At 64.9% G+C, this 26,636-nt stretch carries 27 protein-coding genes; 8 read left to right on the top strand and 19 right to left on the bottom strand.

Going from position 1 to position 26,636, the window contains the following annotated elements; all coding sequences use genetic code 11:
• Nucleotides 1-7: 7 nt before the first annotated feature.
• The 8 genes from QXZ85_RS25390 to QXZ85_RS25355 form a co-directional block, all read right to left on the bottom strand.
• The gene (locus QXZ85_RS25390; RefSeq protein WP_315768832.1) at nucleotides 8-748 is read right to left on the bottom strand and encodes a metallophosphoesterase family protein; all 741 of its coding nucleotides are present in this window, start codon (nucleotides 746-748) and stop codon (nucleotides 8-10) included.
• 81 nt (nucleotides 749-829) lie between these two features.
• Nucleotides 830-1,402, bottom strand: coding sequence for a GNAT family N-acetyltransferase (locus QXZ85_RS25385; RefSeq protein WP_315703017.1), 573 nt, complete (start codon nucleotides 1,400-1,402; stop codon nucleotides 830-832).
• Between the two features lie 181 nt (nucleotides 1,403-1,583).
• Nucleotides 1,584-2,843, bottom strand: a complete 1,260-nt coding sequence (locus tag QXZ85_RS25380) for an ABC transporter substrate-binding protein (RefSeq protein ID WP_315768821.1) — start codon at nucleotides 2,841-2,843, stop codon at nucleotides 1,584-1,586.
• 39 nt (nucleotides 2,844-2,882) lie between these two features.
• The gene (locus QXZ85_RS25375) at nucleotides 2,883-3,713 is read right to left on the bottom strand and encodes a carbohydrate ABC transporter permease (RefSeq protein WP_315743900.1); all 831 of its coding nucleotides are present in this window, start codon (nucleotides 3,711-3,713) and stop codon (nucleotides 2,883-2,885) included.
• Nucleotides 3,710-4,600, bottom strand: coding sequence for a sugar ABC transporter permease (locus tag QXZ85_RS25370; protein ID WP_315763871.1), 891 nt, complete (start codon nucleotides 4,598-4,600; stop codon nucleotides 3,710-3,712). Before QXZ85_RS25370 ends, QXZ85_RS25375 begins: the two co-directional genes overlap by 4 nt.
• Nucleotides 4,587-5,741 carry an ABC transporter ATP-binding protein gene (locus QXZ85_RS25365; RefSeq protein WP_315768819.1) on the bottom strand — a complete coding sequence of 385 codons (1,155 nt, stop codon included), beginning with the start codon at nucleotides 5,739-5,741 and terminating at the stop codon, nucleotides 4,587-4,589. The genes QXZ85_RS25370 and QXZ85_RS25365 overlap by 14 nt, the downstream gene beginning before the upstream one ends.
• Before the next feature lie 69 nt (nucleotides 5,742-5,810).
• Nucleotides 5,811-6,911, bottom strand: coding sequence for a TauD/TfdA family dioxygenase (locus tag QXZ85_RS25360; protein WP_315703012.1), 1,101 nt, complete (start codon nucleotides 6,909-6,911; stop codon nucleotides 5,811-5,813).
• A gap of 135 nt (nucleotides 6,912-7,046) precedes the next feature.
• The gene (locus QXZ85_RS25355; RefSeq protein WP_316174969.1) at nucleotides 7,047-7,970 is read right to left on the bottom strand and encodes a LysR family transcriptional regulator; all 924 of its coding nucleotides are present in this window, start codon (nucleotides 7,968-7,970) and stop codon (nucleotides 7,047-7,049) included.
• A gap of 181 nt (nucleotides 7,971-8,151) precedes the next feature.
• Here QXZ85_RS25355 and QXZ85_RS25350 point away from each other — a divergent pair, with 181 nt between their 5' ends.
• Entirely contained in the window at nucleotides 8,152-8,556 is a 405-nt protein-coding gene (locus tag QXZ85_RS25350; protein ID WP_315743903.1) for a hypothetical protein, read from the top strand.
• A 19-nt stretch (nucleotides 8,557-8,575) separates the two neighbouring features.
• Here the strand turns inward: QXZ85_RS25350 and QXZ85_RS25345 are convergent, their stop codons facing one another.
• Both QXZ85_RS25345 and QXZ85_RS25340 read right to left on the bottom strand, forming a co-directional pair.
• Nucleotides 8,576-8,842 carry a hypothetical protein gene (locus QXZ85_RS25345; RefSeq protein WP_315743904.1) on the bottom strand — a complete coding sequence of 89 codons (267 nt, stop codon included), beginning with the start codon at nucleotides 8,840-8,842 and terminating at the stop codon, nucleotides 8,576-8,578.
• A complete protein-coding gene (locus QXZ85_RS25340; RefSeq protein ID WP_315703008.1) occupies nucleotides 8,839-9,423 on the bottom strand; it encodes a sigma-70 family RNA polymerase sigma factor in 585 nt (194 codons plus the stop codon). Before QXZ85_RS25340 ends, QXZ85_RS25345 begins: the two co-directional genes overlap by 4 nt.
• A gap of 123 nt (nucleotides 9,424-9,546) precedes the next feature.
• On the opposite strand from QXZ85_RS25340, the gene QXZ85_RS25335 reads away from it, so the two are divergent.
• Nucleotides 9,547-10,410 (top strand): protein-L-isoaspartate O-methyltransferase family protein, encoded by an 864-nt coding sequence (locus tag QXZ85_RS25335; protein WP_315703007.1) that lies wholly within the window; start codon nucleotides 9,547-9,549, stop codon nucleotides 10,408-10,410.
• A gap of 8 nt (nucleotides 10,411-10,418) precedes the next feature.
• On the opposite strand, the gene QXZ85_RS25330 is transcribed toward QXZ85_RS25335, so the two are convergent.
• The 5 genes from QXZ85_RS25330 to QXZ85_RS25310 form a co-directional block, all read right to left on the bottom strand.
• Nucleotides 10,419-11,645: an MFS transporter gene (locus tag QXZ85_RS25330; RefSeq protein WP_316174972.1), complete on the bottom strand. Its 1,227-nt coding sequence runs from the start codon at nucleotides 11,643-11,645 to the stop codon at nucleotides 10,419-10,421.
• Between the two features lie 88 nt (nucleotides 11,646-11,733).
• Nucleotides 11,734-12,360 carry a cell envelope biogenesis protein TolA gene (locus QXZ85_RS25325; RefSeq protein ID WP_315763862.1) on the bottom strand — a complete coding sequence of 209 codons (627 nt, stop codon included), beginning with the start codon at nucleotides 12,358-12,360 and terminating at the stop codon, nucleotides 11,734-11,736.
• Between the two features lie 215 nt (nucleotides 12,361-12,575).
• A complete protein-coding gene (locus QXZ85_RS25320; protein ID WP_315703004.1) occupies nucleotides 12,576-12,797 on the bottom strand; it encodes a hypothetical protein in 222 nt (73 codons plus the stop codon).
• A gap of 255 nt (nucleotides 12,798-13,052) precedes the next feature.
• Nucleotides 13,053-13,733, bottom strand: coding sequence for a substrate-binding domain-containing protein (locus QXZ85_RS25315; protein WP_315703003.1), 681 nt, complete (start codon nucleotides 13,731-13,733; stop codon nucleotides 13,053-13,055).
• 36 nt (nucleotides 13,734-13,769) lie between these two features.
• A complete protein-coding gene (locus tag QXZ85_RS25310; protein WP_316174974.1) occupies nucleotides 13,770-15,824 on the bottom strand; it encodes an NAD(+) synthase in 2,055 nt (684 codons plus the stop codon).
• 96 nt (nucleotides 15,825-15,920) lie between these two features.
• Here QXZ85_RS25310 and QXZ85_RS25305 point away from each other — a divergent pair, with 96 nt between their 5' ends.
• Entirely contained in the window at nucleotides 15,921-16,775 is an 855-nt protein-coding gene (locus tag QXZ85_RS25305; protein ID WP_315703001.1) for an NAD-dependent epimerase/dehydratase family protein, read from the top strand.
• 21 nt (nucleotides 16,776-16,796) lie between these two features.
• Here QXZ85_RS25305 and QXZ85_RS25300 read toward each other — a convergent pair whose 3' ends face one another.
• Nucleotides 16,797-17,477 (bottom strand): TetR/AcrR family transcriptional regulator, encoded by a 681-nt coding sequence (locus QXZ85_RS25300; protein ID WP_315703000.1) that lies wholly within the window; start codon nucleotides 17,475-17,477, stop codon nucleotides 16,797-16,799.
• A 96-nt stretch (nucleotides 17,478-17,573) separates the two neighbouring features.
• Between QXZ85_RS25300 and QXZ85_RS25295 the strand changes: the two genes are divergently transcribed.
• A complete protein-coding gene (locus QXZ85_RS25295) occupies nucleotides 17,574-18,503 on the top strand; it encodes an SDR family NAD(P)-dependent oxidoreductase (protein ID WP_315702999.1) in 930 nt (309 codons plus the stop codon).
• 87 nt (nucleotides 18,504-18,590) lie between these two features.
• Here the strand turns inward: QXZ85_RS25295 and galU are convergent, their stop codons facing one another.
• Complete coding sequence (gene galU / locus QXZ85_RS25290; RefSeq protein ID WP_315702998.1) at nucleotides 18,591-19,466, bottom strand: UTP--glucose-1-phosphate uridylyltransferase GalU; 876 nt, start codon at nucleotides 19,464-19,466, stop codon at nucleotides 18,591-18,593.
• Between the two features lie 218 nt (nucleotides 19,467-19,684).
• Between galU and QXZ85_RS25285 the strand changes: the two genes are divergently transcribed.
• From QXZ85_RS25285 to QXZ85_RS25270, 4 genes are all read left to right on the top strand, one after another.
• A complete protein-coding gene (locus QXZ85_RS25285; protein WP_315702997.1) occupies nucleotides 19,685-21,079 on the top strand; it encodes a lytic murein transglycosylase in 1,395 nt (464 codons plus the stop codon).
• Between the two features lie 158 nt (nucleotides 21,080-21,237).
• Nucleotides 21,238-23,013 carry a multicopper oxidase domain-containing protein gene (locus tag QXZ85_RS25280; RefSeq protein WP_316198208.1) on the top strand — a complete coding sequence of 592 codons (1,776 nt, stop codon included), beginning with the start codon at nucleotides 21,238-21,240 and terminating at the stop codon, nucleotides 23,011-23,013.
• 9 nt (nucleotides 23,014-23,022) lie between these two features.
• Nucleotides 23,023-23,373, top strand: a complete 351-nt coding sequence (locus tag QXZ85_RS25275; protein ID WP_316174977.1) for a hypothetical protein — start codon at nucleotides 23,023-23,025, stop codon at nucleotides 23,371-23,373.
• 227 nt (nucleotides 23,374-23,600) lie between these two features.
• Nucleotides 23,601-25,316, top strand: coding sequence for a DUF459 domain-containing protein (locus QXZ85_RS25270; protein WP_315702995.1), 1,716 nt, complete (start codon nucleotides 23,601-23,603; stop codon nucleotides 25,314-25,316).
• Between the two features lie 97 nt (nucleotides 25,317-25,413).
• Here the strand turns inward: QXZ85_RS25270 and QXZ85_RS25265 are convergent, their stop codons facing one another.
• Together QXZ85_RS25265 and QXZ85_RS25260 are read right to left on the bottom strand one after the other, a co-directional pair.
• Nucleotides 25,414-25,782, bottom strand: a complete 369-nt coding sequence (locus QXZ85_RS25265) for a CsbD family protein (RefSeq protein ID WP_315763690.1) — start codon at nucleotides 25,780-25,782, stop codon at nucleotides 25,414-25,416.
• Nucleotides 25,783-25,967: 185 nt separating this feature from the next.
• Nucleotides 25,968-26,618, bottom strand: coding sequence for a YqgE/AlgH family protein (locus tag QXZ85_RS25260; protein ID WP_315702993.1), 651 nt, complete (start codon nucleotides 26,616-26,618; stop codon nucleotides 25,968-25,970).
• Nucleotides 26,619-26,636 lie beyond the last annotated feature (18 nt).

Here is a 26,636-nt window from a genome sequence, read left to right as displayed (position 1 = left end):
CGCGGCTTCATCCAACGCATCCCGACGACAGCGCCTGCGCCCATTCGGGACGACCATTGGCGAGGGCGCGCGTAGATGCGGACGCCCAGTCGTAGTCCAAGGCAAGCAGTTCAACTTGCCACCTCTTGTCCCTCTTGGTGAGGAGGGCATAGCGGGCGTGCGGCGACCGATATTCGAGGTTCGCGGCAAATGGAATGTCGGCAAATACCGGGCACCCCACGCTGCCGGGATTTAGAATAAGGCATTCGCCCGGTCCGTGAACGACGGCTTGCCGGTGGCTGTGACCGCACAAGACGACGCGCGCCGACGCCGCACCTCCCAAACGCGTTCGTACAACTTCACGACGTGCCGGCACGAGCCGGCCGTCGTCGAGCGCCTCCTCCAACAGAAACGTGCAATCGTCATCGGGCGTGCCATGGCAGGCCAGGATCCCGCCACCCAGATCGAGACGAGATGGCAGATTGTATAGCGCCTGTCGCTGCTCGGCACTCAACGCGCTCCGCGCAGACCTTCCTGCCCGCGAAAGTTTGTCCTCGGGATATTCCTCGATCCAGCGGTCATGGTTTCCGCGCACGGTGGGCAAAGCGAGCGATTCGAGGGCTTCAAAGGTCTCCTTCGGCCAGAGAGGGCTGGTGACGCAATCGCCGAGATTGACCGTCACATCGACCGCACGTTGCTTGATGTCGGCGAGCACGGCCTCCAAAGCGGCAAGGTTTCCGTGGATGTCCGAAATGACTGCCAGGCGCATCGCTTCTGCTCCGTCGATCACGATAGCCTTAGTTTAGCATCCCCGGGCTTTGCTGTCGGCGATGGATCGAGAACGCGGCAACTATGTCGCCGCGTGCGAGCTGCCCCCGGGGAGCGAGGCTGATCCAGGTCCGAGCGCTCTTTGCATCAGCACGGTGTCGACCCAGCGTCCGAGCTTGAAGCCGACGGCCGACAACGTCCCGACCGGCTGGAAGTCCAGCTTCGTATGCAAGGCGATCGACCCTGCGTTGCCGCGGTTGCCGATCACGGCGATCATCTGCCGCCAAGGCCCCGCCTCGCAGCGTGCGATGAGCGCCGTCAGGAGGGCCGTTCCGACGCCGCGCCCGTGCAGGCCATCGGCGACATAGACCGAGTTCTCGACCGTATGACGATAGGCAGGACGCGGCCGGTACGAGGTCGCGTAGCTGTATCCCGCGATTCGCCCGTCGGCCTCCGCAACGAGATAAGGCAGGCCGGCCGCCAGCACCGATGCGCGGCGCGATATCATCTCTTCGGCGCTCGGCTCGACCTCTTCGAACGTGGCGAGGCCGTTGAGGACAAAGTGGGAATAGATCGCCTGGACCTGCGCCATATCCCTTTCCTCGGCATCTCGAACGGCAACGATGTTCGCGCGCGGCGGGTCGACGATGGTCATGACAGCTCCGGGATTTTTCATTTCGTCTGGTGTTGCGATCATGTTCGATCCCGGCGGAAGCGCCCCGCCGAGATGTCATCGAATCATGCAGCAACGCGCCATCGAATAGAACGCGATTGTTCTAATGCCGCTCATAAGCCGGACTTGGACAGCCGGATTTGGACGCGACAGGCTCACCGCACTATTTCGGTAGCAACGCTTGGATCTGCGTCGCCGAACGATCGAGTGCTTCCTTGGGCGCGACGCGTCCGGCGACCACGCTCTCCATGCCGTCGTAAATCACCTGAATTGCCTTCAGGCTGTTCGAACCGGGAAAGCCGAGCCAGCGCGTCGCGCGCGGCAGCTGCGTGATCGCGGTGCGCATGTTGGGATTGTCCCGGTAGAAATTCCCGAGCATCTCGGGCGTATCGATCGCGATCCGGTTCGAGGGCATATAGCCGATGTGGCGGACCATGATGGTCTGACCGACCGGCCCGGCCGCGAACTTGATGAACTCCCAGGCCGCCGCCTGCTTCTCCGCATCCTTGGCGAAGATCATCATCGTCGCGCCGCCGGACACGACCTTGGAGTCCGGCGTCGGACCCGGGAACGGCGCCGTGCGCAACTCGAACCGGTTGCCGATCTGCTTGGTGAAGTTGTTGACGCGGGCGGACGAGCAGAAGAACAGTCCGATCCGCCCGGCGATGAAGGCCTGCGTCGCCTGCTCGTCCGTCAGGTTCTCCATGCCGCCTTGCGTGACGAGGTCGTGCAGAACCTCGAAGGTCTTCAGGCCCGCCGGCGTATCGAAGCCGACCGACTTGCCGTCGGATGACAACATCTCGCCGCCATGAGTGAACAGCAGTTCCTGCCAAAGATAATTTCCGGTCGTGGTCCACAGCAGATAGCTGCCGTCGGTACCGGCTTCCTTGTTGGTGATCTTCTGCGCCAGATCCAGGACCGCGGGCCAGGTCTGAGGCAAGGCATCCGGACTGCCGCCGGCACGTTTGAGCAGATCGACATTGACATACATGATCGGGGTCGAGAGCGCGAAGGGAAGGCCATAGAGCTGGCCGTTGACGACGCCCGTCGAGACCATACCGGGGACATAGCCCTGCTTGTTCCATTCCTTCTCCGCCCCGACGAAACCATCGAGGCTGACCGCCAGCTTGCGGTCGACGAACAGGTGCATCAGGTTCGTGCCATTGAAGACGACATCGGGCATCCCGCCGGCGATCGCGCTGCGCAGCACCGCGCTCGCCGCTTCCTCGTAGTTCTTGGTCGGCGCCAGCAGCTTGATCTGGATATCGGGCCGCTTCTCGGCGAACTTCTTGACGATCTCCTCGATCGGCGCCTGGTAGAGATAAGGCTGCGGATACAATACCGAGATCTCGACCGCGGCAGCCGCCTTGACCGTCGCGACGATCGACGTCAGGGCCAGCAGGATGGACCGCATTCGTTTCATATCAAGCTCCTGTTCGGGGGTGTCGTTCGCCGGCCATGTTCATTTCGAATCGGTCCAGGTGAGACCGTCGAGAACGGTGCGCTGCGTGAGAAGAAAGGCCAGAAGCAGCGGCGCTGCGATCAGGATCGCGCCAGCCATCAGTGGACCGTTATCCGAGCCGAGCTCCTGGACCTGAAACAGCATCACGCCGAACGGCGGCGTGGCCTTGGCGCCCGACGTGATCGCGATCGACGGCCAAAGCAGGTCGTTCCAATGCGCGACGAGCGAGAGCATCACCAGCGCGCCGATCGCGGGCGCGATCATGGGAACGAGCACACGCAACAGGATCTCGAACTCGGCGAGGCCGTCGAGCCGCGCGGCTTCGATCACCTCGTCCGGAACCTGCCGGAAAGCCTGTCGAAGCAGGAAAATGCCGAGCGCCGAGATCGTCCATGGCAGCACGAGGCTCGTATACGTATCGACAAGGCCGGTTTCCGCCGCCATCACGAACAGCGGCAGCACCAGCGCCGCCGGTGGGACGACGAGCCCGACAATGACCATTCCGAAGATCAGGCCGCGGCCGCGGAAGTCGAACTTCGCCAGCGCATAGGCACAGGGGATCGCGACCGCAAGCTGGCAGATGACGATCGCAGCGCAGACGATCGCACCGTTCTCGAGGTAGTGCAGCAGCGGCGTGGCCGAGAGCGCCCGCCGATAGTTCTCGAAACCGATCCAACGGCTGGGCAGCAGATGAAAGTCTCGGGAGAACAGCTCCCCAGCCGGGAAGAACGAGATCCGTATGGCCCAGAGCATCGGCACGAGCGTCAACGCCGATGCGATGAGCAGGATACAATGGCACAGGACGGCCAGGATGCGGCGAGAGCCGATCATCGCTTGCCCCCGGCGGTCCGGCCAAGCAGCTGCACAGCGCTAAGCAGGATAACGGCGACAACGAACAGCACCGAGGCGCCGGCCGCCAGATTGGTCCGGAACAGTTGAAAGCCCTGCTGATAGATGTAGTAGAGGATCACCAGCGTCGACTTCTCCGGTCCGCCACGGGTGACGATCGCGACCGTGTCGAAGACGCGCAGCGCGCGCAACGCCGTGAACGCCAGCACGAACACCGAGATCGGAGCAAGATGCGGCAGGACCACGTGAAACAGCCGCTCGGCCATGCCGCCATTATCCAGCGCCATCGCCTCGTGCAGTTCGCGCGGAACGGATTTCAACCCCGCGAGGAAGAATAGCATCGCAAAGCCGGCTTCGCTCCAGACCCCGATCAGCGCCAGAATCGGCAGCGCCGTCGTCCGGTCCTGCAGCCAATTGCCCGGCACATAGCCCAGCGCGCGCACGAGCTGCGGGATGCCGCCGACGGCCGGGCTGAACAGCATTTGCCAGGCGACCGCCATCGCCGCCAAGGTCGCGACCGAAGGCACGAACAGGATGAGGCGGTATACGGCCGCGCCGCGGCCGCAGGATGAGATCAACAAGGCTGCGAGCAACCCGAGCGCTGTGGTCGTCGGCACCGCCATCAGGCCGTACTGAACCGTATTGGCAACCGCTTCGCGGAAGTCCGGATCGGCCAGCAACTCCCTGTAGGTGTCGAGGCCGGCGAAGTTCGGCCAGCCCGCGCCGATCTGCCAATCGGTCAAGGAAGTACCTGCCACCAGCAACAGCGGAAACAGGATCATCACGACGAGCAGCACGACGGCTGGGCCGACCAGCATGTAAGGCACGAGGTCGAGGCGTGACCGCGTCACGACATCAGGCGCGCGCATAATGCGACACCCCGAAAGGCTCGGCATCGAGACGTTCACCGGCTTCCGAAAAGAGATGAATGTCGCGCTCGGACACCGAGACCGTCACATGATCGCCGATGCCGATACGGACCGGCGCGGAGATTCGGCCGATCAGCGTCGTGCTGTCGTCCACGCTGCGGAGATGAACCAGCCCCTCGTGACCGTAGTCCTCCGTGCGGGCGATCTGATAGCCGGGCAACGCCGCCTGCGCACCCGACTTGATCTGCACATGCTCGGGCCGGAACGCCACCGTCAATCGGGTGCCCGCCGCAAGCGGACGAGGCGCGGTGAAGGTGTGAAGCCCCGCCCGCACCAGCCCATGTCCGTCGGCGACGCCCTCGATGCAATTGATGGCGGGCGAGCCGACGAACCGGGCGACATCGAGGGTCGCGGGACTGCGATAGATCGCGGCGGGGGGCGCAAACTGGGTGATGCGCCCGTTCAGCATCACGGCAACGCGATCGGAAATGGCCAGTGCTTCACCTTGGTCGTGCGTGACGAAGATGCAGGTCAGGCCGAAATTGCGCCGCAGCTCGAGAATTTCCTCGCGCGCCTGAACGCGAAGCTTCGCATCCAGGCTCGACAGCGGTTCATCCAACAGCAGCAGGCGACTCTCGCGGATGATCGCCCGGCCGATCGCCACCCGCTGCCGCTGCCCGCCGGACAGTCGCGCCGGGACCTTATCCAACTGGGTGTCGATGGCCAGCTTCTCGGCGAGGTTCGCGACCTGCCGATCGATCTCACGCTCGATCGCGCGAACGTGCCGCGACAGCCGCAGCGGACTCAACAGCCGCTGCAGCCGGGACAGGCGCCTGATCCGCAACGGAAGCGCGATGTTCTGCCGTGCCGTCAGATGCGGATAAAGCGCGAGATTCTGAAATACCATCGCGATGCCGCGCGGCCCCGGTGCGGTCGTCGTGACATCGCGTCCGTCGAGCTGGATCACGCCGCGATCCGGCTGCTCCAGCCCGGCGATGATGCGCAGCAGCGTGGACTTGCCGGACCCCGATGGCCCGAGCAGGCTGATGATCTCGCCATCCTTTACGTCGAGTGCAATATCGGAAAGGATCGTTGCGCGGCCGAACGACTTCGATACGTCGCGCACGCTCAATAGATTCATCGCACTCCTCACGGCAGCCTTCGTCCTCCGGGAGAAGCCGCGAGACGCTTGTCCCGCGGCTTCCGATCGTTACGCAAATGCCGGCGTCATCGGCTCCATGGGAATCGAGAGCGCCTTCCGGTTGGGGATGTTGACGCCGCCGCGCACGGTGCCGCGGGCGATGTTGACCCAGCGCTCCGCAATGGCCGGATGAAGCTCACGGCCGTCCGGGAAGGAGAGCCAAATGCGCATCAGATGGCGTTTCTCGGCCTGATCGGGCCAGTCCTCGAACGAGGTGCGCGAATGCAGGACGACATGGTTCTGCACGAACTGGAAATCGCCGGGCTCGAACGGGACCTTGATCGAGAAGGTCGGATCGTTGCAGATCGAGAAAAACAGCTTCGTCGCTTCCCATTGCTGGTCCGTCATCTTCGGCGCATCCTCGAATCGGCGAGCCGAATTGAGATATTCTTCCAGCGGCGCGTAGGCATTGAGTTGTCCGCCCTGCCACATGAATACGGGAATGCGCATCCAGGGCTGCTTGCCTTCAGGCACCTCGCCGCGGCGATCCACCGTCACTGGCTGATAGAGCGCCCGGCAGAGTTCCGGCGCCTGGCGCATCATCTCGTCATGGACGGCGATCGCACTGACCAGCGCGCTTTCGCCGCCACGCATTGCGGTATGGATGCACACGAGGCCGACGACGTCGCAGGAATCGGAATGGAACGACAGGCCGGCCGACGTCTGCGTCAGACGCTTGTTGTAATCGTCGACCTTGGTGCCGATATCGATGACATGACCGATCATGTGGCCGTTGCGGTTCTGCGGCACGATGTCGCCGAGATGCAAAGACAAGCCCCAGTAGATGCGCATCAGCATGTCGCGATCGTATTTGGCGACCGGCAGCCCGCGCATGTAACCGAAGCCAAAACGATTCAGAATGTCGTTGCGCAGCAAGGCGAGCTTGGGGGCAACGTGGGACAGCGGGAAATCCTCCTTGCGGATGTCGAGGATGTCGATTCCTCGTTCCTTGGTCCCCGCGGCCGCCTGTTCCAGCTCGGCGATCTCGTTCTCGTCCAGACGGTGAATCCAGCTCTGGTTGTTTTCGAGATCGACGGTGCGCCAAGCGAGCTCACCGCCGACCGGTCCGGGCGCCGTCTCGAAATCGACATTCACTTTTGGCAGGTTCAAGGCTCGTCTCCCTCCAGCTCGATTGCTTCACTTACGTGACCGCAGCTCGGCCGGACCTTAGGGAGGACGAAACACAAGAATGTAACAATCGCAAAACGCTGCCTAATGGGAAGCAATGCTTCTGCTTATGAGTACCTAACTCATATGCGCCGCTGCCGAGCGCAGCTGAGCAAGCGTGGTCCGCAGTCCTGCATCGAGCACCTTGTCGATGCGCAATGCGAGACAAAGCCGCCGTTGGATCGGCCCTGTGATCGGCCGGCTGACGATGTCGGGGCCGAGACAATTGGTCGCAAGACGGGGAATCAGCGATGCGCCGAGACCGGCACCAACGAGCGTCTTGATGGCCTCGATGCTGCCGAGCTCCATCGCGGCGATCGGCTTGACACCATCGCGCTGGAACCACGCGTCGATGATATCGCGAGTGCGTCCCGCCGGGTGGAACAGGATCAGCGGCAGGCCTGCGAGGTCGCGCGGACGCAAGGTCTCAGGAAGTCGGCACGCGTTCGCTTTCGGCACGATCGCGACGAGATCTTCAACCAGGATCTCTTCGACGTGGATCGTGGGATTCGGGCGAGCCGGATCGCCCGTGATCAAGCCGACATCGATCGAGCCGTTCTCGACGCCCTTGACGATCTCGTCGGTGTTCCCCGTGACGACGAGGACCTGCAGCTTCGGTAATTGAGCACGGATTTGCGCCAGCGGTTTCGGAAGAAAATGGATGCAGGCCGTCGCACCGGTCCCAAGACGGACCGTTCCCGTGCCATCGTTGCGGAATTCGGCAATCGCGGGCTCCATCCGCTCGACCGCAGCGAGCGCCTGCCGCACCGGTGCCATCAATGCGCGCCCCGCCTGCGTGGGCAATATCCGGACACCGACACGTTCGAGCAGTTTCACCTGCAGCAGCTTCTCCATTTCCTGAAGCTGCTGGCTCACGGCCGACTGCGAGACGCCGAGCAGGCGTGCGGCAGCCGACGCGCTGGATCTTTCAACCGTCAACAGAAATGCGCGCATCTGTCGCAGCGTGATCGCATGGTGCAGCGGTCTGGCCGATCGCTCCACCGCGCATCTCCTTTCGTCGTCACGCGACGGACGTGCCTTGATATTGGCCATAAGCGCCGTTCAAGCATGGTCAGAAGTAGATCTTATGACAAGAGCAGCTTGCCGACGAGCGACTGTCATCAGCAAGAGACATTTCAAGAGCTTTATCCGCGTCCCGACCTTGGATTGATTGCGGCTCTACGTGAATTACCCTGCACTCGTTCGGAAATGGCTGGCGAAACGGCTCACGCTGCCGTCCGGCCGTCATGCGATTGTCATGCGGATGATCGCACGGGACATCACGGCGTGGCAATCGGAGCGGCTACATCTGCGAGCGGAGGCGGATGCGACCGGGTGGTTGATCGCTCGTCTCGCGCGTAGTCCGAACAACACGCCGCTCGCTGCGCTATCGGACACGGACCGCCTGGCACTCGTCGCCGGCATTCGAGACATGCATCGCTCGGTCTACGGCGTGCCAATGTTCGTCGAGCACGCGCGAACCGGTGCACCGGCAGACGATTGCATTGCAGAGTTCATCGATCGCTACGCGACGGCGCGCGAGCGCTTTGCGGAGGCCATCGTCTTGGCGGAGCGAACGATCGCCTGACAAAGCGCGCGGCACCGGCTCAATGCCGCTGATGCAGCGATAGGCGCGCAGACCCGTCCGATTGCGGAGCAACTCCCGGCTCGACCGGGCCCGTCCCAAGACCTTTGGTGGCACATCCCTCGGCTTCCGCGCATGCGGCCTTGACGAGCACATCGACTTCACCGGCTGTCATCGCGAGCTGCCCTCCGTGCATTTGCCGCACGTCCTCGTCCGTCGCGGTGAGGATTTCCTCGCTCAGCGCATCGAGCAGGCGGACCAGTTCATGAGGTGGTTGCCAACGGGTCACGGCACGCTCCAGGTTCGTTGATGGCGCATGAGAGTGCGGCGCATGCGTCGCCGCGCGGTGTCGTAGTCGAGATCGGAAATGTCGTAGGTCCGGCAGATGTCCTTTGCTGTCAGGCCGCACGCCATCCCTGCTATGATCTTCAACACCACCGGATCGGCCGAGAAGAGCCGATAGATATCAGCCAGCGCGTTGACCGAACTGACGATCCGCTCGGAATCCGGAGCATCGTCAGCGGGCTCGTCGCGGCCCTGGTCCGGATCGTCGCAGCTCACCAGAAGCCGCTGCTCATACCGTGCACGCCGCCACTGATCGTCGCAGATGCTGCGCATGACTCCGGCCAGAAACGGCAGAATGGCGACGCCAAATGGCCAGGGACGCGATCCGTCGAGAACGCGGACGATCGCTTCGTGGAGGATGTCGGTCCAGCCAAGCCCTCCCGGCAACCCCCGGCTCCAGAGATGCGCCAGCGCCCGGAGCCGCACGAGATCGGCTTCGGATAGCGCCTGGATCGCGCCCCAAACATCGGCCGCAGACCGGGCCACCGCGACGCTGCTCACCGAGGAAAGTGTCGTTCGTTCCATGACGATCACTATGCGATCAGACTCGCCGGATGCGGACAGGCCATCCAAATTTTTTTTGAGCCTGTCCGCGCGAGCGGGTCGTGATCGCATCGTATCTGTCCAACCGCGACAGGAGAAAGCCTCATGGACACATGCCTGGCGGCAGCGCGTCGCTGGTACGCTGAAGACTTGCGCTACAAGACCCCGGTGCTGGCCAATCCGGAACTGATCCGGGCATTTGCCGTGGTCCCCCGCGAGCAATTCGTCGGTCCCGGCCCTTGGCGCATCATCCCGTCTCCCTACGACGAGCCGTTTCTGACGCCCGACAATGACCCGCGCTGGCTTTATCATGACATCCTTGTCTCGATCGACGCCAGCCGCAATCTCAACAACGGAATGCCGAGCTTCTGGGCACGCAATCTGGACCGGCTCGACCTGAGGCCGGGGGAGCGCGTTCTCCAGATCGGCGCCGGCACCGGCTACTATTCGGCCGTGATAGCAGAGATCATCGGCCCCGATGGTTTGGTCACTGCCGTCGAAATCGACACTGAGCTGGCATCACAGGCTCGCTCGAACCTTGCGGGCTGGCCGCAGATCGATGTGATCTCAAATGATGGCCACATCGAAGCCGGCGAGTTTGATGCGATCATCGTGTTCGCCGGATGCACGCATCCGTCGCGAGGATGGCTCGAGCGCTTGGCCGAGGGCGGCAGGCTTCTGCTGCCACTGACCACCGAATCTTGGCGGGGCTTCCTGCTGCGTGCCACCCGGCGCGGCAACGCTTTTGCGGTATCATCGATCGGCGGAGTCAGCATCTTTCCTTGCGTTGGGCAGCGTGATGCCGAAGCCAGCCAACGCTTGGAAAGTGCGATGAAGGGCTTGGCGCCCTTGAAGATCCCAATTTGCGCGCTCCATCTCGGCGCCCCTGCGCATGCCGAGATGGAGCAGGTCTGGTACCAAGCCCCTGGCTTTTGGCTGGAACGCGAGCCCATCGCGACCACCGGCTAAGCCTCGACCTACGCCGACACCTGCGCCGGCGCGGGCTCCGGCTCCAACTTCGGGAACGGCCTGAACGTCATGGCGATCAGGAAGGCGCCGAGGCCCATCAGCCAGGAGCCGATGTAGAGCCAAGCATAGCTGGAAAAGGCGTCGTAGATCAGGCCGCCGGCGAGCGGACCGGTCGCCATGCCGAGGCTGCCGGCCATGGCGGTGCCGCCGATGACGGTGCCCATCATCCGCAGCGGAAAATTCTCCCGCGCGATCGCGGCGTAGAGCGGCATGGTGCCGGCATAGATGAAGCCGAACAGCGCGGCGACGGAATAGAACGCGGCGAGCTCGCGCACGAAGACATAGGCCAGTGCACCGAAGGCCTGCGCCAGCAGGCCGAGCACCAGTACGCGCTTGGCGCCGAAGCGGTCGCCAAGCAGACCGAATGCGATCCGGCCGCCCATCCCGGCGAGGCCCTCGACGCTGTAGATCGTCACCGCCGCGATCAGCGGAATGCCGCAGGAGACCGCATAGCTCACGGTATGGATGATCGGGCCCGAATGCGTGGCGCAGCAGAAGAAGTTGGTGGCGAGCAGGATCATGAACTGCGGCGAGCGCACCGCCTGCGACAGCGTCATCTCGGACGGCGCGGTATCCTGCCCGGGCGCGGCGGCTTCGCGGCGCTCGGGTGCGGGCGCACGCCGCACCAGCAGCGACACCGGGATCATGATCGCAGCGACGACGACGGCGATGAGCCGCATCGAGGTCCGCCAATCGTGGCTCGAAACCAGCCAGGCCGCGAGCGGCGACATGGTCATCGGCGCCATGCCCATGCCGGCCGAGACCAGCGACACCGCGAGGCTGCGATGAGTCTCGAACCAGCCGGTGACGGTCGCCATCATCGGCGCGAAGATCGCGGCCGTCGCGCCGCCGACCATGAGGCCGAACATCAGCTGAAACGTGATCAGCGAGGAGGCGAAGCTGGCCAGCGCCAGGCTCACCACCAGCAGGATCGAACCGGTCAGCACCACCGGAAGCGGCCCGACGCGATCGGAGAGCGTGCCCCAGCCCATGCTGGTGAAGGCCATGGCCAGGAAGCCGATCGTCATCGCGCTGGACACGCCGGCCACCGACCAGCCGGTGTCGGCCGCGATCGGCTTGAGGAAGACCGGCAGCGAAAACATTCCTCCGATCGCGACGCAGCCCAGAAGACCGCCGGCCGCGACGATGACCCACCGATAGCGCGATGTGCTCATGCCTTGCTCTCCATGCATCCCATACGGTTCAAAGACGAACGGGACATGGCCGGGTCGACACAGCCTACTCTGTTTTTTTCAGCAGTGCTTATCCCTGTTCCCGGGCCCGGCGCAGCGCGGCTTCCAGCTTCGCCTTCTCCTGCCCCCATCGCTCAGCCTCGGCCTGCGTCCGCTCATCGAGCGCGGCGCGCTCGGTTTCGATGGCATCAGCTCTTGCCTCATGCGCGCGCCGGGCCTTCTCGAGCGCCGCTTGCGCCTTCGCCGCCGCCGTGTCGCGCCGGGCGCGCGCCTTCACCAGCGCGGCCTCTTCCTTCTGCCGCTCGGCCGCGCGCTGCTTCTGCGCCCGCGCGAATGCCAGCGCCGCCGTGCGCTCTGCCGCCTTATCGGTCGTCCGCGACGATGGGCGCGCTGGTGTACGAGGAGATTTCCGTGGCCTGTCGCGCTCGGGACCTGCCAGCCTCGTCGGCAGGCCGGCATGCTCGGTGAAGGGCTGGTTGGTGCCGACCGGGCGCTTGAGCACGATGCCGGGCTTCGCCAGCGTGGCGGCGACGATCGCGCGATCGTCGGTTTCCCTGGCGGCACCCTGATGGAAGAGATTGCTGCGCGCGCCCCACGCCTCCAACGCCGCCTTCATGGACGGCGCCGCAATCGCCAGGTCGAAAAAGCCGAGCGAAGTTTGAAAGGTCTTGAGCTTTCGTGTGAGCTTATTCGCCATCCCGCCCGCGCCCGATCGGTGAGGCTACACCTTATACCAAACCGGCAGGTTCGACCGGCGTCTAACAGCAGCGCGTAGCCCGCCGGCGACGCGGCCCAGTCTGCTCAGGCTTGCAGGGACACGCTCCCCCATGCGTCAAGAAAGCCCCGGAGGTCCGGGGCTTTCTTACGCTGAACGAAGCTTACTTTGTGGTCGCTGAGTGGAAGCTCACTCGCTTACTTCGACATGCTGCCGGCCTGGTTCGTTCCCGGACCGACATTGCCCTGGCTCGACGGATTGGCGCTGGTGCCGGAGCGCATGTTCGAGCCCGTCGTGGTCTGCGACGAGGTCGCGGAGTGATGATGCCTGGTCTTGTGCGATTTCGCCTGAGCGGCAAAAGGAGCGGCCGCCAGGGTCGAGGCAACAAGCACGGCGATAGCGAGCTGAGTCGTCTTCATGAATGAATCTCCGTTGGTTGAACTCACGCACGCCCAACCCCCGCGCGACATAGGAGTTCCATCCTGCGGATTACGCCTTTTTAACCTTGGGTTGTCACCGGCTCCACCAACGCCGTCAAACAATTGATAACAGGCGCTTTTCCCGTCGACCTTCGCGTTCATCATTGCTGCCTTGCGGGGCGGCGGCGAAGCGTCGTTGCTCATCGCCCTCGGAGCGCCACCTTGGCAAAATCGCAGAAGCGGCAGCCTGCGGCCTCACGCGGGCGTCATGCCGTGACGCCGCTTGGTCTCCGCGGTTTCGTCGGAGGCGAGAAAAGCGATGAAGGCGCGGGCGGCATCCGGCTGCGTCGCAGCCTTGCAAAGGCCGGCGGCGAATACCGTGCCCGGCTGCAGTGAGGCCGGCAACAGACCGACGACATCGATGCCGGGGGCGCCCATCATCTCGCTGAGCTGCTGGAAGCCAAGTTCGACCTCGCCATCGGCCAGCAGCTTCGCAACGGGAATGCCGGGCTTCGCCTGCACGATACGATCCTTGACCACGTCCTCCAGGCCCCAGTCGCGGGCGAGCTTCAGCACATGCGTGCCGCTCGGGCCGGTGGAGATGCCGATCGAACGCGCGTTCGCCATCGCCGCGCGCACGCCGGCTTCGCTCAGCTCCGGCCGCGGGCTGCCTGCACGCACCGCCAGCGCCATCGGCGATTCCGCCATGTTGACGATGCTGCCGGGCACGAGACAACCATCGGCCTCCAGCTTCGCCAGCGCGTCCGAGGCAAGCACCGCGATGTCGAACGGCTCGCCAGCGCGGACGCGCTTGGCGGCATCGACGCCGCCGACGGATTCGATCGTGACCGCCTCGCCGGTCGCCTCCTCATACGCCGCCGCGAGCTCGGCCAGAATCTGCCGCGTCGCCATCGAGGAAATGCCGGTGATGCTCATCATATGCTCCGTTGAAAATCGCTTGGCCGCGCCAGGTCAAGCCTTGACGTCGCTCGGCACGTTGCGCGCGAGCTCCTCGAGCCACGCCGCGGCGTTGCCGTCCGACGGCGCGCGCCAGTCGCCGCGTGGCGATAGCGAGCCGCCGGCCACCACTTTCGGCCCGTTCGGCATCGCCGAGCGCTTGAACTGGCTGAAGGCGAAGAAGCGCCGCAGGAACACCTCCAGCCAATGCTTGATGTCGGCGAGCGCATAGGCGCGCCGCTTGGCGGCCGGAAAGCCCGGCGGCCACGCGCCGGCATCGGCATCTTTCCATGCGTGATGCGCCATGAACGCGATCTTCGACGGACGGAAGCCATAGCGCAGCGTGTAGAACAAATTGAAGTCCTGCAGCTCATAGGGGCCGATCGCGGCCTCCGTACTCTGCGGCGTCTCGCCCTCCGCGACCGGCACCAGCTCCGGCGAGATCTCCGCCGCCAGAACCTGCTCCAGCGTCTTGCCGACCTCATCAGAGAATTGCCGGGTCGCGACCACCCAGCGGATCAGGTGCTGGATCAGCGTCTTCGGCACGCCGGAATTGACGTTGTAATGCGACATCTGATCGCCGACGCCATAGGTGCACCAGCCGAGCGCAAGCTCGGACAGATCGCCGGTGCCGAGCACGATGCCGCCGCGGTCATTGGCGAGGCGGAACAGATAGTCGGTGCGCAGGCCCGCCTGCACGTTCTCGAAGGTGATGTCGTAGACCGCTTCGCCGCGTCCGAACGGATGGCCGATATCCTTCAGCATCTGCGTCGCCGCCGGGCGGATGTCGAGCTCGGTGGCGCTGACTTGGAGCGCGCGCATCAAGGCGTGCGCGTAGGCCTTGCTGGCGCTGCCGGTGGCAAAGCCCGGGAGGTTATAGGCGAGGATGTTCGTGCGCGGCAGGCCGAGCAGGTCCATCGCCTTCGCGGCGACGATCAGCGCATGCGTCGAGTCGAGGCCGCCTGAGACGCCGATCACGATGCGCTTGGTGCCGGTGGCGCGCAGCCGCTGCGTGAGCCCGGCGACCTGGATGTTGTAGGCCTCGTAGCAGTCCTGGTCGAGCCGCGCCGGATCGCTCGGCACGAAAGGGAAGCGCTCGAGCTTGCGGACGAAGCCGATGTCATCGGCGGGCGGCGCGAGCGCAAAGCCGATGCGGCGATAGCTCACGCTGTCCTTGGCGCGCACGCGGGCATTGTCGTCGAAGGTGCCCATCAGGGCACGTTCCTGGCGCAACAGATCGAGATCGATATCGGCGAAGATGGTCTGGCCGGTCTGAAGGAAGCGCTCGCTTTCGGCAAGCAGCACGCCATTCTCGAAGATCGAGGTCTGGCCGTCCCAGGCAAGGTCGGTGGTGGATTCGCCGACACCGGCAGCTGCGTAGATATAGGCAGCGAGACAGCGCGCCGATGTCGACTGGCACAGCAGCGAACGCGAACTCGCGCGCCCGACCGTGATCGGGCTGCCGGAGAGATTGACGAGCACGGTGGCGCCGGCGAGCGCCAGCTCCGAGGCCGGAGTGACCGGAATCCACATGTCCTCGCAGATCTCGACGCCGACGACGAGGCCCGCGACGTCATCGGCGGCAAACAGCAGGTCGGTACCAAACGGCGCGGTCGCGCCGGCGACCTCGATCTGCTGGCCGACGATGCCGGCGCCGGACGCGAAATGGCGGCCCTCGTAGAACTCGCGATAGGTCGGCAAATAGATCTTCGGCACCACGCCGAGGATCCGGCCGCGATGAATGAGGACGGCGCAGTTGTAGATGCGATGGCCGAACCGCAGCGGCGCGCCGACGATCAGCACCGACATCAGCTCACGCGATCCGTCCACGATGTCGGCAAGGGCGCGCTGGACGGCATCCAGCAGCGGGTCTTGGTTAACGAGATCCTCGATTGCATAGCCGGAGACGCAGAGCTCCGGGAACACGGCCACCGCGGCGGACCTCGCAAGGCAGGCTCGCGCCGTCTCCAGGATCGCGGCCGCATTTGCGGCGGGATCGGCGACGTGCGACGTCGTCACACAGGCCGCAACCCGGGCAAAGCCGTGCCGGTAGATCGATTGGAAGCTCATCGCGCGCCGTCTCCTTTCGGTCCTTATATGACATCGGCTATTGAAAGTGCCAGCGCAAGCGCGGATGGCGATCGCCATCCAGGATAAGGCGGACCCATGAACCTCTTCGTCATCGGCCTCGGCTACACCGCAGGGCGTTTCGTCCAGCACTACGGCGATCGCTTCGCCCACACCTCCGGAACGGTCCGCACCGAAGAAAAGCGCGCGCGGCTTGCGCCGCTCGAGCTCGATCTGTTCGACGGCACCACAGCCGCTGCCGAGACGATCGCCAAAGCCGCCCGCGCCGACGTGATCCTGATTTCCGTGCCGCCGGGCCCAGCCGACGATCCCGTGCTCGGCGCCTTCGGCCGCGCGATCGCCGATGGCAATGCGCGGCGCGTGATCTATCTTTCGACCATCGGCGTCTATGCTGACCATCAGGGAGACTGGATCGACGAGGACACGCCGCTCGCGCCGGAGCATGATCGCGTCAAGGCAAGAGTGCAGGTCGAGGCGCAATGGCGCGCGCGGCTCGGCGACCGGCTCGCGGTGCTCAGGCTTGGCGGCATCTATGGACCCGGTCGTAATGCGCTGGTCGAACTCCGCGCCGGGCGGGCGCGACGCATCGTCAAGCCGGGCCAGGTGTTCAATCGCATCCATGTCGACGATGCGGCCGCGGCGATCATGGGCGCGATCGCACCGAAGGCCGGCGGCACCTGGAATATCTGCGACGACGAGCCGGCGCCGCCGCAGGACGTGATCGCCTATGCGGCATCGCTGATGGGCGTGGCGGCGCCGCCGGAACAGCCGTTCGAGACCGCGGAGCTGTCGCCGATGGCGCGGAGTTTCTATGCCAGCAACCGGCGGGTCCGGAATATAAGGGCCAAGCGGGACCTCGCGCTTCGCTTGCGCTATCCGAATTACCGCGCCGGCCTCGATGCGCTATGGGCAGCCGGCGAAGGGCAGCCATAAGCTGCCAGCCAGCGGCTGCTTTCACGAGGATCGCTCGACCTCGCCCCCCGCACCGGCCAACGTATACCTCAGCCCGCGCGCGAACAATCGCAGTGCCCCCTCTTCCGGAGGAATGGCGCCAGGCGCGTTGCGTCGTCCCAATGAACCATCGATGCGCAGCATGGCGAGCCCGTGGGCGAGGCCCCAGGCAGCGACCGCCGCATGATCGAGCGCCGGCATAGAGCTTGTCAGCGCCGAGCTTTCGGCAAGCGCAGCCCGGATTGGCACGAAGCTCGCCTGCTTGGCTTCGGAGACCTGCGGATAGGCATGCCAATCGGGAACGCCGACGCCGAACATCAGGCGATAGAGCTGCGGATGAGCCGCAGCAAAACCAATATAATCCAGGCCGAGCGCGATCATGCGCTGCTCTCCCGCCGCCACGCGCGCGGCGGTTTCGGCCTGCGAAGATGCGAGCGCGCGAAAACCGGCTTCGGCAACCGTCGCCAGCAGATCCTCCTTACCGGAGAAATGATTGTAGGGCGCCGATTGTGACACGCCGGCGGTGCGCGCGACCGCGCGAAACGACAGCGCCTCGGCGCCTTCCCGCTCCAAAAGCTCGGTCGCGGCCACGATCAGCGCGCGCCTGAGATCACCATGGTGATAGGGGCGCGGCTCCTTAACGGCGCGCTTTCGGACAGGCTTTGTGCGGCTCGGCTTGGTCATCCAACTCACATGTTGACAGTGATCATATTTTACATAGAATGATGTTATCAGCGTTCACATTGCGGCACAAACGCAAGAAGCAGGGAGTGCACAACCATGGACGAACGACCGACCACTCCAGCCCCCTCGCGCCGCAAGGCGCTCACCCTCGCCGGCGTCGCCGGCGGGATCGCGCTCGGCGCTGTTGGCGGCGTGGCGCTGGCGCAGGCGAGCCGTTCGCCCGCCCCCACTATCGTCGAGGCGCCTAAGCGCTTTGCAGGAAAGGTCGTACTGATCACGGGGGCGACGTCCGGCATCGGCCGCGCCGCCGCCTTGGCGTTCGCGCGCCAGGGCGCGGCGGTGGCCTTCTGCGGCCGCCGCGAGGGGTTGGGTCGCGAGGTCGAAGAGCAGATCCGGGCTGCGGGTGGTCGCGCGCGCTACATCCGCGCCGATGTGCGCGAGGAGGCCCAGGTCGAAGACTTCGTCCGACAGGCGGTCGATACATTCGACGGGCTCGACATTGCGCTGAACAATGCCGGCATCACGCTGGAAAAGCCGCTGCATGAATTCGCCGCGGCGGAATGGAACGACATCGTCGCTACCAATCTGCGCGGCGTATTCTTCGCGATGAAGTATCAGATCCCGGAAATGCTCAAGCGCGGGGGCGGCACCATTCTCGTCACCTCGTCGTCGAACGAGCATCGCACCAGCGCCCGACGCAGCGTCTATACCGCCACCAAGTCCGGCCTGATCGGCCTGGTCCGGTCGGCGGCGCTGGACTATGCTGAGAAGGGCATCCGCATCAATGCGATCGTACCGGGCACCACCGACACCGCGCTGGTCCGGCGCGTCGGCGGCACCGAGGCGATGCCCGACGCGATGTGGGAGATCGGTGCCGCTCAGTGGGCGCGCGTCAATCTGCCGGGGATCAAGCGGATGGCTAAGCCGGAAGAAATCGCGGAATTCGCGGTTGCGATGGCCGCTCCGGAGCTGACCTACATGACCGGCTCGGCGCTCATCGCGGACGGCGGCTCGGGCTCCGGCTAGAGCTTGCCATCACCGCGAGGTCGCGCTCTCAGACCGACAAGGGCCGCGGGATGCGCGGCCCTGCGAGCGTTCAAACGACACCTTGGCTCAGCCCTCGAGATATTTCCTCATGTCCTCGCGCAAGCTTTCGCGCAGGTCAGGGCGCGCCATGCCGAAGGCGATGTTGGCGCGCAGGAAGCCCGACTTCGAACCGCAATCGTGCCGTTCGCCCTCGAACTCCACGCCATAGAACTTTTGCGTCTTGGACAGGCCGATCATCGCATCGGTGAGCTGGATCTCGCCGCCGGCGCCGCGCTCCTGCGTTGCCAGGATCTTGAAGATCTCCGGCTGCAGGATATAGCGGCCGGTGATCGAGAAGTTCGATGGCGCCGTGCCCTTCGCCGGCTTCTCGACCATGCCGTCGACCTCGAACATCTTGCCGTCGCGCTTGCCGACGCCGCAGATGCCGTATTGATGGGTCTGGTCGGCCGGCACCTCCTGCACGGCCAGCACATTGGACTTCTCCGGCAGCTTGCCCGCGGCGGCGATCATCTGGGCGAGGCAGCCCGGCTTGTTCAAGACCAGTTCGTCCGGCAGCACCACCGCGAACGGCTCGTCACCGATGATGTCGCGGGCACACCACACCGCATGCCCAAGCCCGAGCGGCGATTGCTGCCGGGTGAAGCTGACTGCGCCGGCTTCCGGCTGGTCGCGCGCAAGGATCTCCATCTCGGTCTTCTTGCCGCGCGCGGCCAAAGTCGCATCGAGCTCGTACATCCGGTCGAAATGGTCTTCGATCGCGGTCTTGTTGCGCCCGGTCACGAACGCGAAATGCTCGATCCCCGCTTCCTTGGCCTCATCGAACACATATTGGATCAGCGGCCTGTCGACGATGGTCAGCATCTCCTTCGGCATCGCTTTGGTGGCGGGAAGGACACGGGTGCCGAGGCCGGCGACCGGAAAAACAGCTTTGCGGATTTTCATGGGGCGAAACTGGACCTTGCAAAGATATGAATGCGAAATGGATCGCATCCTGGTAGCTGGTTTGCAGCCGAGAACAAAGGCGGATGTTGGCCAACAGTTCCAGACAGCCAGGGTGCGCTGCAGAAAATTTGCCTGCGGATGAAACCGGAGGTTCGTTAATCTTCTGGAAACCGAGACAAGGCCTCCTGGACGCCTGATTTGTGAGGCAGCGAGTGAACATGGGACGACGAACGGAACCATCCGCGATTCTGCTGGCCGGCGCCGTGGCACTCGCCGCTGCCGTCACCTGCGCAACCCCGGTCCGCGCCCAGTCCGGCAACAATCCCTTGAACTTTCTTGACAATCTCTTCACCGGCTCTTTCGCCAAGGGCAATGCGAGCAATGCGCAGTCAACGCCCCCGGCGCCGGGGGGCGGCCCGCTGCCCTGGAGCGGGGAGGACGGCGCCTCCGGCCATCCGCTGATGACGGCGGCTGCGATTCGCGAGGCGGCGGCGAATTTTGATAACTGCATCGCCGGGATGTGGCCCGATGCCGCACGGCGCGGCATCTCGCAGGAGAGTTTTCAGCGGTTCACGGCAGGGCTGTCCCCCGACCTGCGGATCATGGACCTGCTCGATGCGCAGCCGGAGTTCACCAAGTCGATCTGGGAGTATCTGGATATCCTGGTGAACGACAACCGGCTGGCCAAGGGCCGCGAGGTGCTCGCCACCTACAAGGCGCAGTTCGATGCGACCGAGCGGGCCTACGGGGTCGACCGCTACATCATCGCGGCGATCTGGGGCATCGAGTCGAACTATTCCACCCAGATCGGCGATCGCAGCGTGCTGCAGTCCACCGCGACCCTCGCCTGCATCGGCCGCCGCCAGGCCTATTTCAAGGAAGAGTTCCTGTCGGCGCTGGAGATCCTCCATCACGGTGACCTGAGGCCCGAACAGATGCGCGGCTCCTGGGCCGGCGCCTTCGGCCCGACCCAGTTCATGCCGACCGCGTTCAAGCGCTACGCGGTCGATGCCGACGGCGACGGCCGCCGCGACGTGGTCGACAATGCCGCCGACCTGATCGCCTCCACGGCCAACAACCTCAAGAAGGACGGCTGGCAGACCGGCCAGAGCTGGGGCTACGAGGTCGTGGTGCCGCAGGGCTTCAACTACATGCTGGCGGACCGCGCCAAGGTCATGACCCTGGCGCAATGGGAGCAGATGGGCCTGAAGCGCCCCAACGGGCAGGCATTTCCGCGCTCGGCCGACAAGGCCTATCTGCTGGCCCCGGCAGGCGCGCAAGGGCCCGGCTTTCTGATGATGCAGAATTTCCGCGTCATCATGAAATACAATCCGGCCGAGGCTTACGCGCTCGCGATCGGCCATTTCGCCGACCGGCTGCGCGGCGGCCAGCCGTTCGTCCAGGCTTGGCCGCGCGAGGAGCGCACGCTGTCGCGCGCGGAGCGGCTGGAGCTGCAGCAGCTGCTCGCCGAGCGCGGCTTCTACCGCGGCACGCCGGACGGCCAGTTCGGCGGCCAGACCCGCGAGGCGCTGCGGAACTTCCAGGCCTCGATCGGCGCACCGGCGGATGGCTTCGCCTCCGCCGAGGTGCTGGAGCGGCTGCGCGGGCGCTGATCTGTGCCCCCCGCCATCACTGGTGATGGGCACGCGACGCGGCGGTTCATCGCTACTCCGCCTCGACACGTTTGCGGGAGGTGCCTGCCCTCAAACATATGTTGGTTGACGGACGCGCGTGATGCACCGAGATTCCGCAAAACGCTTGCGGAAGCAGCATGGATCGAATGTGGCCCACGCTCGTCGGGGCGGCTCGCCGATGGTCGATACTCCTGCTCGGAGTGGTGCTGATCGTTGGTGGTTTCTCGCTGGCCACGATCTTGTACCCGCCAGGCAGCACGATGCCGGCGTCCAGCCAGACGGACACAGAGCCGGGAAAATCGCAGGCTGAAACCGCTCTCACCCCCACCGCGCAGAACGCGTCGATACCCGAGCCCGCAGCGTCACAAGAGTCGAAACGACAGCCCGCATCGGCTGCGCCGGCCGTCCAACAAGCTCCGGCAACACAGCAATCCTCGCCCCGACAGCCGCCCGCGACGAACCACCAGCCGCACGCGGCGCAAGCTGCGCCGGAGTCGCAAACCAGCGGCCAAGGGCGGGCTGCCTCGCCAAGCCCAAGCCCTTATCCAAGCCCAAGCCCGGCAGCGGCAGTAACGACAACCGCCGGCGATCCAGCGGCCGGCCGCCTGGTCTTCCGCAAGTGCCAGGCCTGCCATTCGATTGAAGCGGGCAAGAACATGCTCGGCCCTTCGCTCGCCGGTGTCATCGGGCGCAAAGCGGGGACCGAGCCGAACTACAACTACTCGCCGGCGATGAAAGGAGCCGACATCGTCTGGAACGCGCAGACGCTCGATCGCTATCTCAAAGATCCCGCGAGCGTCGTCCCCGGCAATAAGATGCCCTTCCCCGGACTGAAGACCGATCACGACCGTGCCGATGTGATCGCCTTTCTAGCCGCATCGTCGGGCGCGGCCACAGCACCCACAACGCAGCAGGCTCCCTCGCCGGCGCCCACGCCCCCACCTCCGGTCTCGCAAGCCCCGCAGACGGTAACGGGAGCCGATATCGGCTACGTCGCCGACGCGAAGTACACGTTGAGATCCGGCATCGCTGAAGGGCGCATGGTCTATATCGGAGTCGGCGGCGCCATCGACGGCAAGGTCAATCCGGTCCTGACTGCGGTCGAAGGGCAAGTGGTTCAGCTCACGCTGATCAACGGCGAAGGCGCCGAGCACGACGTCGTATTCCCGGATCAGGATGCGAAGTCGCCGAGGGTGACAGGCAAGGGCGCCAGCACGACGATCGCATTCCGCGCGGCGAGGTCGGGCGACTTCGTCTATTATTGCAGCGTGCCCGGGCACAGGCTCGCCGGCATGGAAGGCCAGTTCATCGTGACGCCGCGGGCCGCACCACAGACCGTGGTCGAGGCCGACATCTCCCGTGAACCTGGCGATCTGCCGCCACCGATCGGCAAACGCGACCCGCAGACGGTCCGCGTCGATCTTCTCAGCGTCGAGGTGGAAGGCCGGCTCGCGGAAGGCACGACGTTCGGTTACTGGACGTTCAACGGCAAGGTGCCCGGTCCTTTCATCCGCGTCCGCGTCGGCGACACGGTCGAGATTCACCTCAAGAACTCGGCCGACAGCGCCATGATCCATTCCGTCGACTTCCATGCGGCAACCGGTCCTGGCGGCGGCGCCGCATCGTTGCAGGTCGATCCAGGCGGTGAGAAGTCGATGACATGGAAGGCGCTGGTGCCGGGTCTGTTCGTCTATCACTGCGCCACGCCGATGGTCGCCGAGCACATCGCGAACGGGATGTACGGAATGATCCTGGTCGAGCCGGAAGGCGGGCTGCCGCCGGTGGATCACGAATTCTATGTCATGCAGGGCGAAATCTATTCCGACATCCCGTACGGCCAGCACGGCAGCGCCGAGTTCAGCGTCGAGAAGCTGCTGGACGAACGGCCTGAATATTTCGTGTTCAACGGCTAGGTCGGCGCGTTGAGCAAATTGCACCCGCTGCATGCGAAGGTCGGCGACACCGTGCGGATCTTCTTCGGCGTCGGCGGGCCGAACTACACCTCCTCCTTTCATGTGATCGGCGAGATCTTCGACAAGGTCTATCTGCTTGGCGGGATAACCACGCCGCCGCTCCGGGGAATTCAGACCGTGACCGTCCCGCCGGGAGGCGCTGCGATCACCGAGTTCAAAGTCCAGGTGCCCGGCAACTACACATTGGTCGATCACGCGCTTGCTCGCGCTGAGCGTGGCCTGCTCGGAATTCTCAATGTCGAAGGCCCGCAGAACCCGGACATCTATAACGGCGAGTTGATACCGGGCATGGGGCACTGAGATGGGCGGTCGCGTGCCGCCTGATGCGGGTGGCCTTGGGCCGGTCCCGGATACCTTTTTATCCATTTCACGGAGGATCAGCGGCCGCCCCGCGACTGAAAGGAACTTTCCGCCGCTGTTGCGAACCTTCGCAGAGGGATTCGCAACCACCCCGTGAATGCCCGTTTGCGGCCGGATTTGGCTGCTACTATATGAAGACACATGATTTCGCCGCGTGATCGGGCCGCATGTCCAAGCTGAAGTCCCTCATCAAGCTCCTGAACGAGCCCGGCCTGTTGGTCGTGCTGGCGGTGGCGATTGCGATGCTGGTCGGCATCGCTGGCCCGGCTTCTGCCCAGTTCTTCAATTTCAATCCGTTCAGTTCGCCACCTCCTACCCGCCAAGCGCCGCGCGGCGGCGGCTGGTTCGGCGGCGACTTCTTCTCGCCGTTCCGCGAGCCGCAGCAGCCCAGGAAGGTCTACCAGGACTTCTCCAAGGCCCCACCTCCCGAGAAGCGCGACAACGCACCCGAACGCTATGTGCTGGTACTCGGTGACGGCATGGCAGACTGGCTCGGCTACGGGCTGGAGGACGCCTATGCGGAACAGCCCGACATGGGCGTCACCCGCAAGATCAAGACCATCTCGGGGCTGATCAAGTATCAGCCGAAGGGCGAGCCCGCCGACTGGGCGACCGCCGCCAAGGGCATTCTCGCCGGCGAACGGGCAGACGCCATCGTCATCATGCTCGGCCTCAACGACCGCATTTCGATCCGCGAGCCGGTGGTCGAAAAAACGGACAAGCCCGACGACAAGAAGGCGGACGATAAGAAGCCTGGCGACAAGACCAAGAAGGACGCCAAGGCGAAGGGAAGCGACGGCAAGCCGGAGCAAAAGACCGACACGGCCGCGGCGAAGCCGGATGACAAGCCGGTTGACAGCGAACTGCCGCAGGACGACGCCGAGAGCGGCGACACGCCCGCGGCGGCCCCGGGAAAGGCCGCACGTTCGCCGAACGGCATCTACGATTTCCGCGATGACCGCTGGGTCGAGCTTTACGTCAAGAAGATCGAGGAGATGATCGCGGTCGCCAAATCCAAGGGCGTTCCGGTGATCTGGGTCGGGTTGCCGGCGATCCGCGGCACCAAGGGCACGGCCGACATGCTGTTCCTGGATTCGCTCTATCGCGACGTCGCCGGCAAAACCGGCATCACCTATGTCGACGTGTGGGACGGCTTTGTCGACGAGGCCGGCCGCTTCCTGCAGAAGGGCCCGGACTTCGAAGGCCAAATTCGCCAGCTGCGCACCTATGACGGCGTCTATTTCACCAAGCCCGGCGCCCGGAAGCTGGCGCATTATGTCGAGCGCGAAATCACGCGCGTACTGGCAGGGCGCTCGGCGCCGATCGAGCTGCCGAGCGAGCCGGCGACGCCCGATGCCAATGCGGTGCCGGGCCAGCCGGCGCCACGGCCAATCGCGGGACCGATCGTTCCGCTGGTCGCCTCATCGGTCGGCACCGACCAGTTGCTCGGCGGTGCGGGCAGCCGGCCCGCTCCCGTGGATGCATTGGCGGCGCGGACCTTGGTGAAGGGTGAGCCACTGAGCCCGCCAGCCGGACGGGCCGATGATTTCGCCTGGCCGCGACGCGAGGTCGGCCGCGAGCAATCCAAGGAGCCGCCGAAAGAGCAGACCCAGCCGGAAGCGCCGATGGCCGCCGCCACGCCGGGCGAGCCGGCCGCAACGACAGCCCAGCCGACCCCGCAAAAGCCGAAGCGGGCTGCGCCACAGAACGCGACACCTCCGGCGCAGGCGCAGCAGCCGGGCCAAGCGTTCCGCGAGTTCTTTGGCGGCGGCGCCCCGCAACAGCCGAAGCCGCCCGCGGCACGCAGCCCGAATCCAGGACCGCCGCGGCCGCCCGCTAATGTCGGCCATTCAGCGGCGGTGCAGGACGCGCCGGCCCGTTAGACTCTCTCGATTGCAGCTGAAACAAATCGGCCGATGCCGTCTCCCCTGGGAGACGAACACCGGCCGATCGCAATTGAACGCGCGGAAAGCGCGCGGCTCAGTGGCGCCAGCGCTGCGGAGGCCGGCTGGGACGGCTCATCAGAAGCGCCAGCGCAAAGCCGATGCCGCCGGCCACCAGAAGCGCACCGATCGGATTATCCTGCACGCGCTTGGCGAGCGCCTGCGTGCCGTCGCGCAGATTGTCGACGCGATCGCCACCGATCGTATCCTTGGCGAAATTCATCGCGGCGTCGCCGGCATCGCGCGCCGCATCCTTGGCCTGGCCGTAAAGATTCTGCACGACGCCCGAGGCTTCGCGCGCGCGGCCCGAGGCCTGGGTCTGCTTGTCACCGGTCATCTCGCCGACGCCGCTCTCGACCTTGCCTGCCATATCCTTCGCCGTTCCTGTGATCCGATCCGTGTCCATCGCGCCTCTCCTCGTGCTCGCTTGGGGGACTTGCCGCCCAGCTAACCGGCAACAGCGGTGGCAGTTCCCAGGACGCAGCAAGAAGACGCAGGAGGAAGCGACGAAAAGCGGCGGCCGATGAAGCACGAGGGACCCGACGCTTTCGGGCGAGGCCCGCCCAGTTGCGCGAGAACCAGGAGCGCGCCTCAGGCGTGTCCGGCTGCGTTCGACAGCATGCCGGGATCGATCCCGATCTTGCGCAGCGCGAGATCGTATTTGTCCTCGACATTGTCGCCGAAGATCAGCTCCGGATCGGCATCGCAATGCAGCCAGCCGTTCTCCTGGATCTCTTCTTCGAGCTGGCCGGCCCGCCACCCGGCATAACCGAGCGCGAGAATGGCATGCTTCGGTCCCGTGCCATTGGCGATCGCCTTGAGAATATCGATCGTCGTGGTCAGGCAGACGCCGTCGTTGATCTTCAACGTGGCGTTGGCGATGAAGTAATCGCTCGAATGCAGCACGAAGCCGCGGCCGGTATCGACCGGGCCGCCGCTCAACACCTTCATCGTCTCGGCGCTGCCGGGCAGCTCGATCTGGTCGGCCTTGTTGATGATGTTGAGTTGCATCAAGAGCTGTGGGAAATCGATGCTGCCGGCGGGCCGGTTCACCATGATGCCCATGGCTCCTTCCGCGGAATGCGCGCAGAGATAGATGACCGAGCGCTCGAAGCGCGAATCGCCCATCACCGGCATCGCGACCAGCAACTGGCCATCGAGATAGCCGCCGTGAGAGACATCATCGCTGATGCCCGTCACTCTCCGGCGAAGATCGCCTTGCCGCTTTGCCTCAGGATTCATCGGCGCAAACTCTCATGC

This window comes from Bradyrhizobium sp. SZCCHNGR1005 (genome assembly GCF_032489995.1).
Classification (GTDB): domain Bacteria; phylum Pseudomonadota; class Alphaproteobacteria; order Rhizobiales; family Xanthobacteraceae; genus Bradyrhizobium.
Note: the sequence above shows the minus strand (reverse complement) of the source record. Positions and strands in the feature narration are given on the sequence as shown.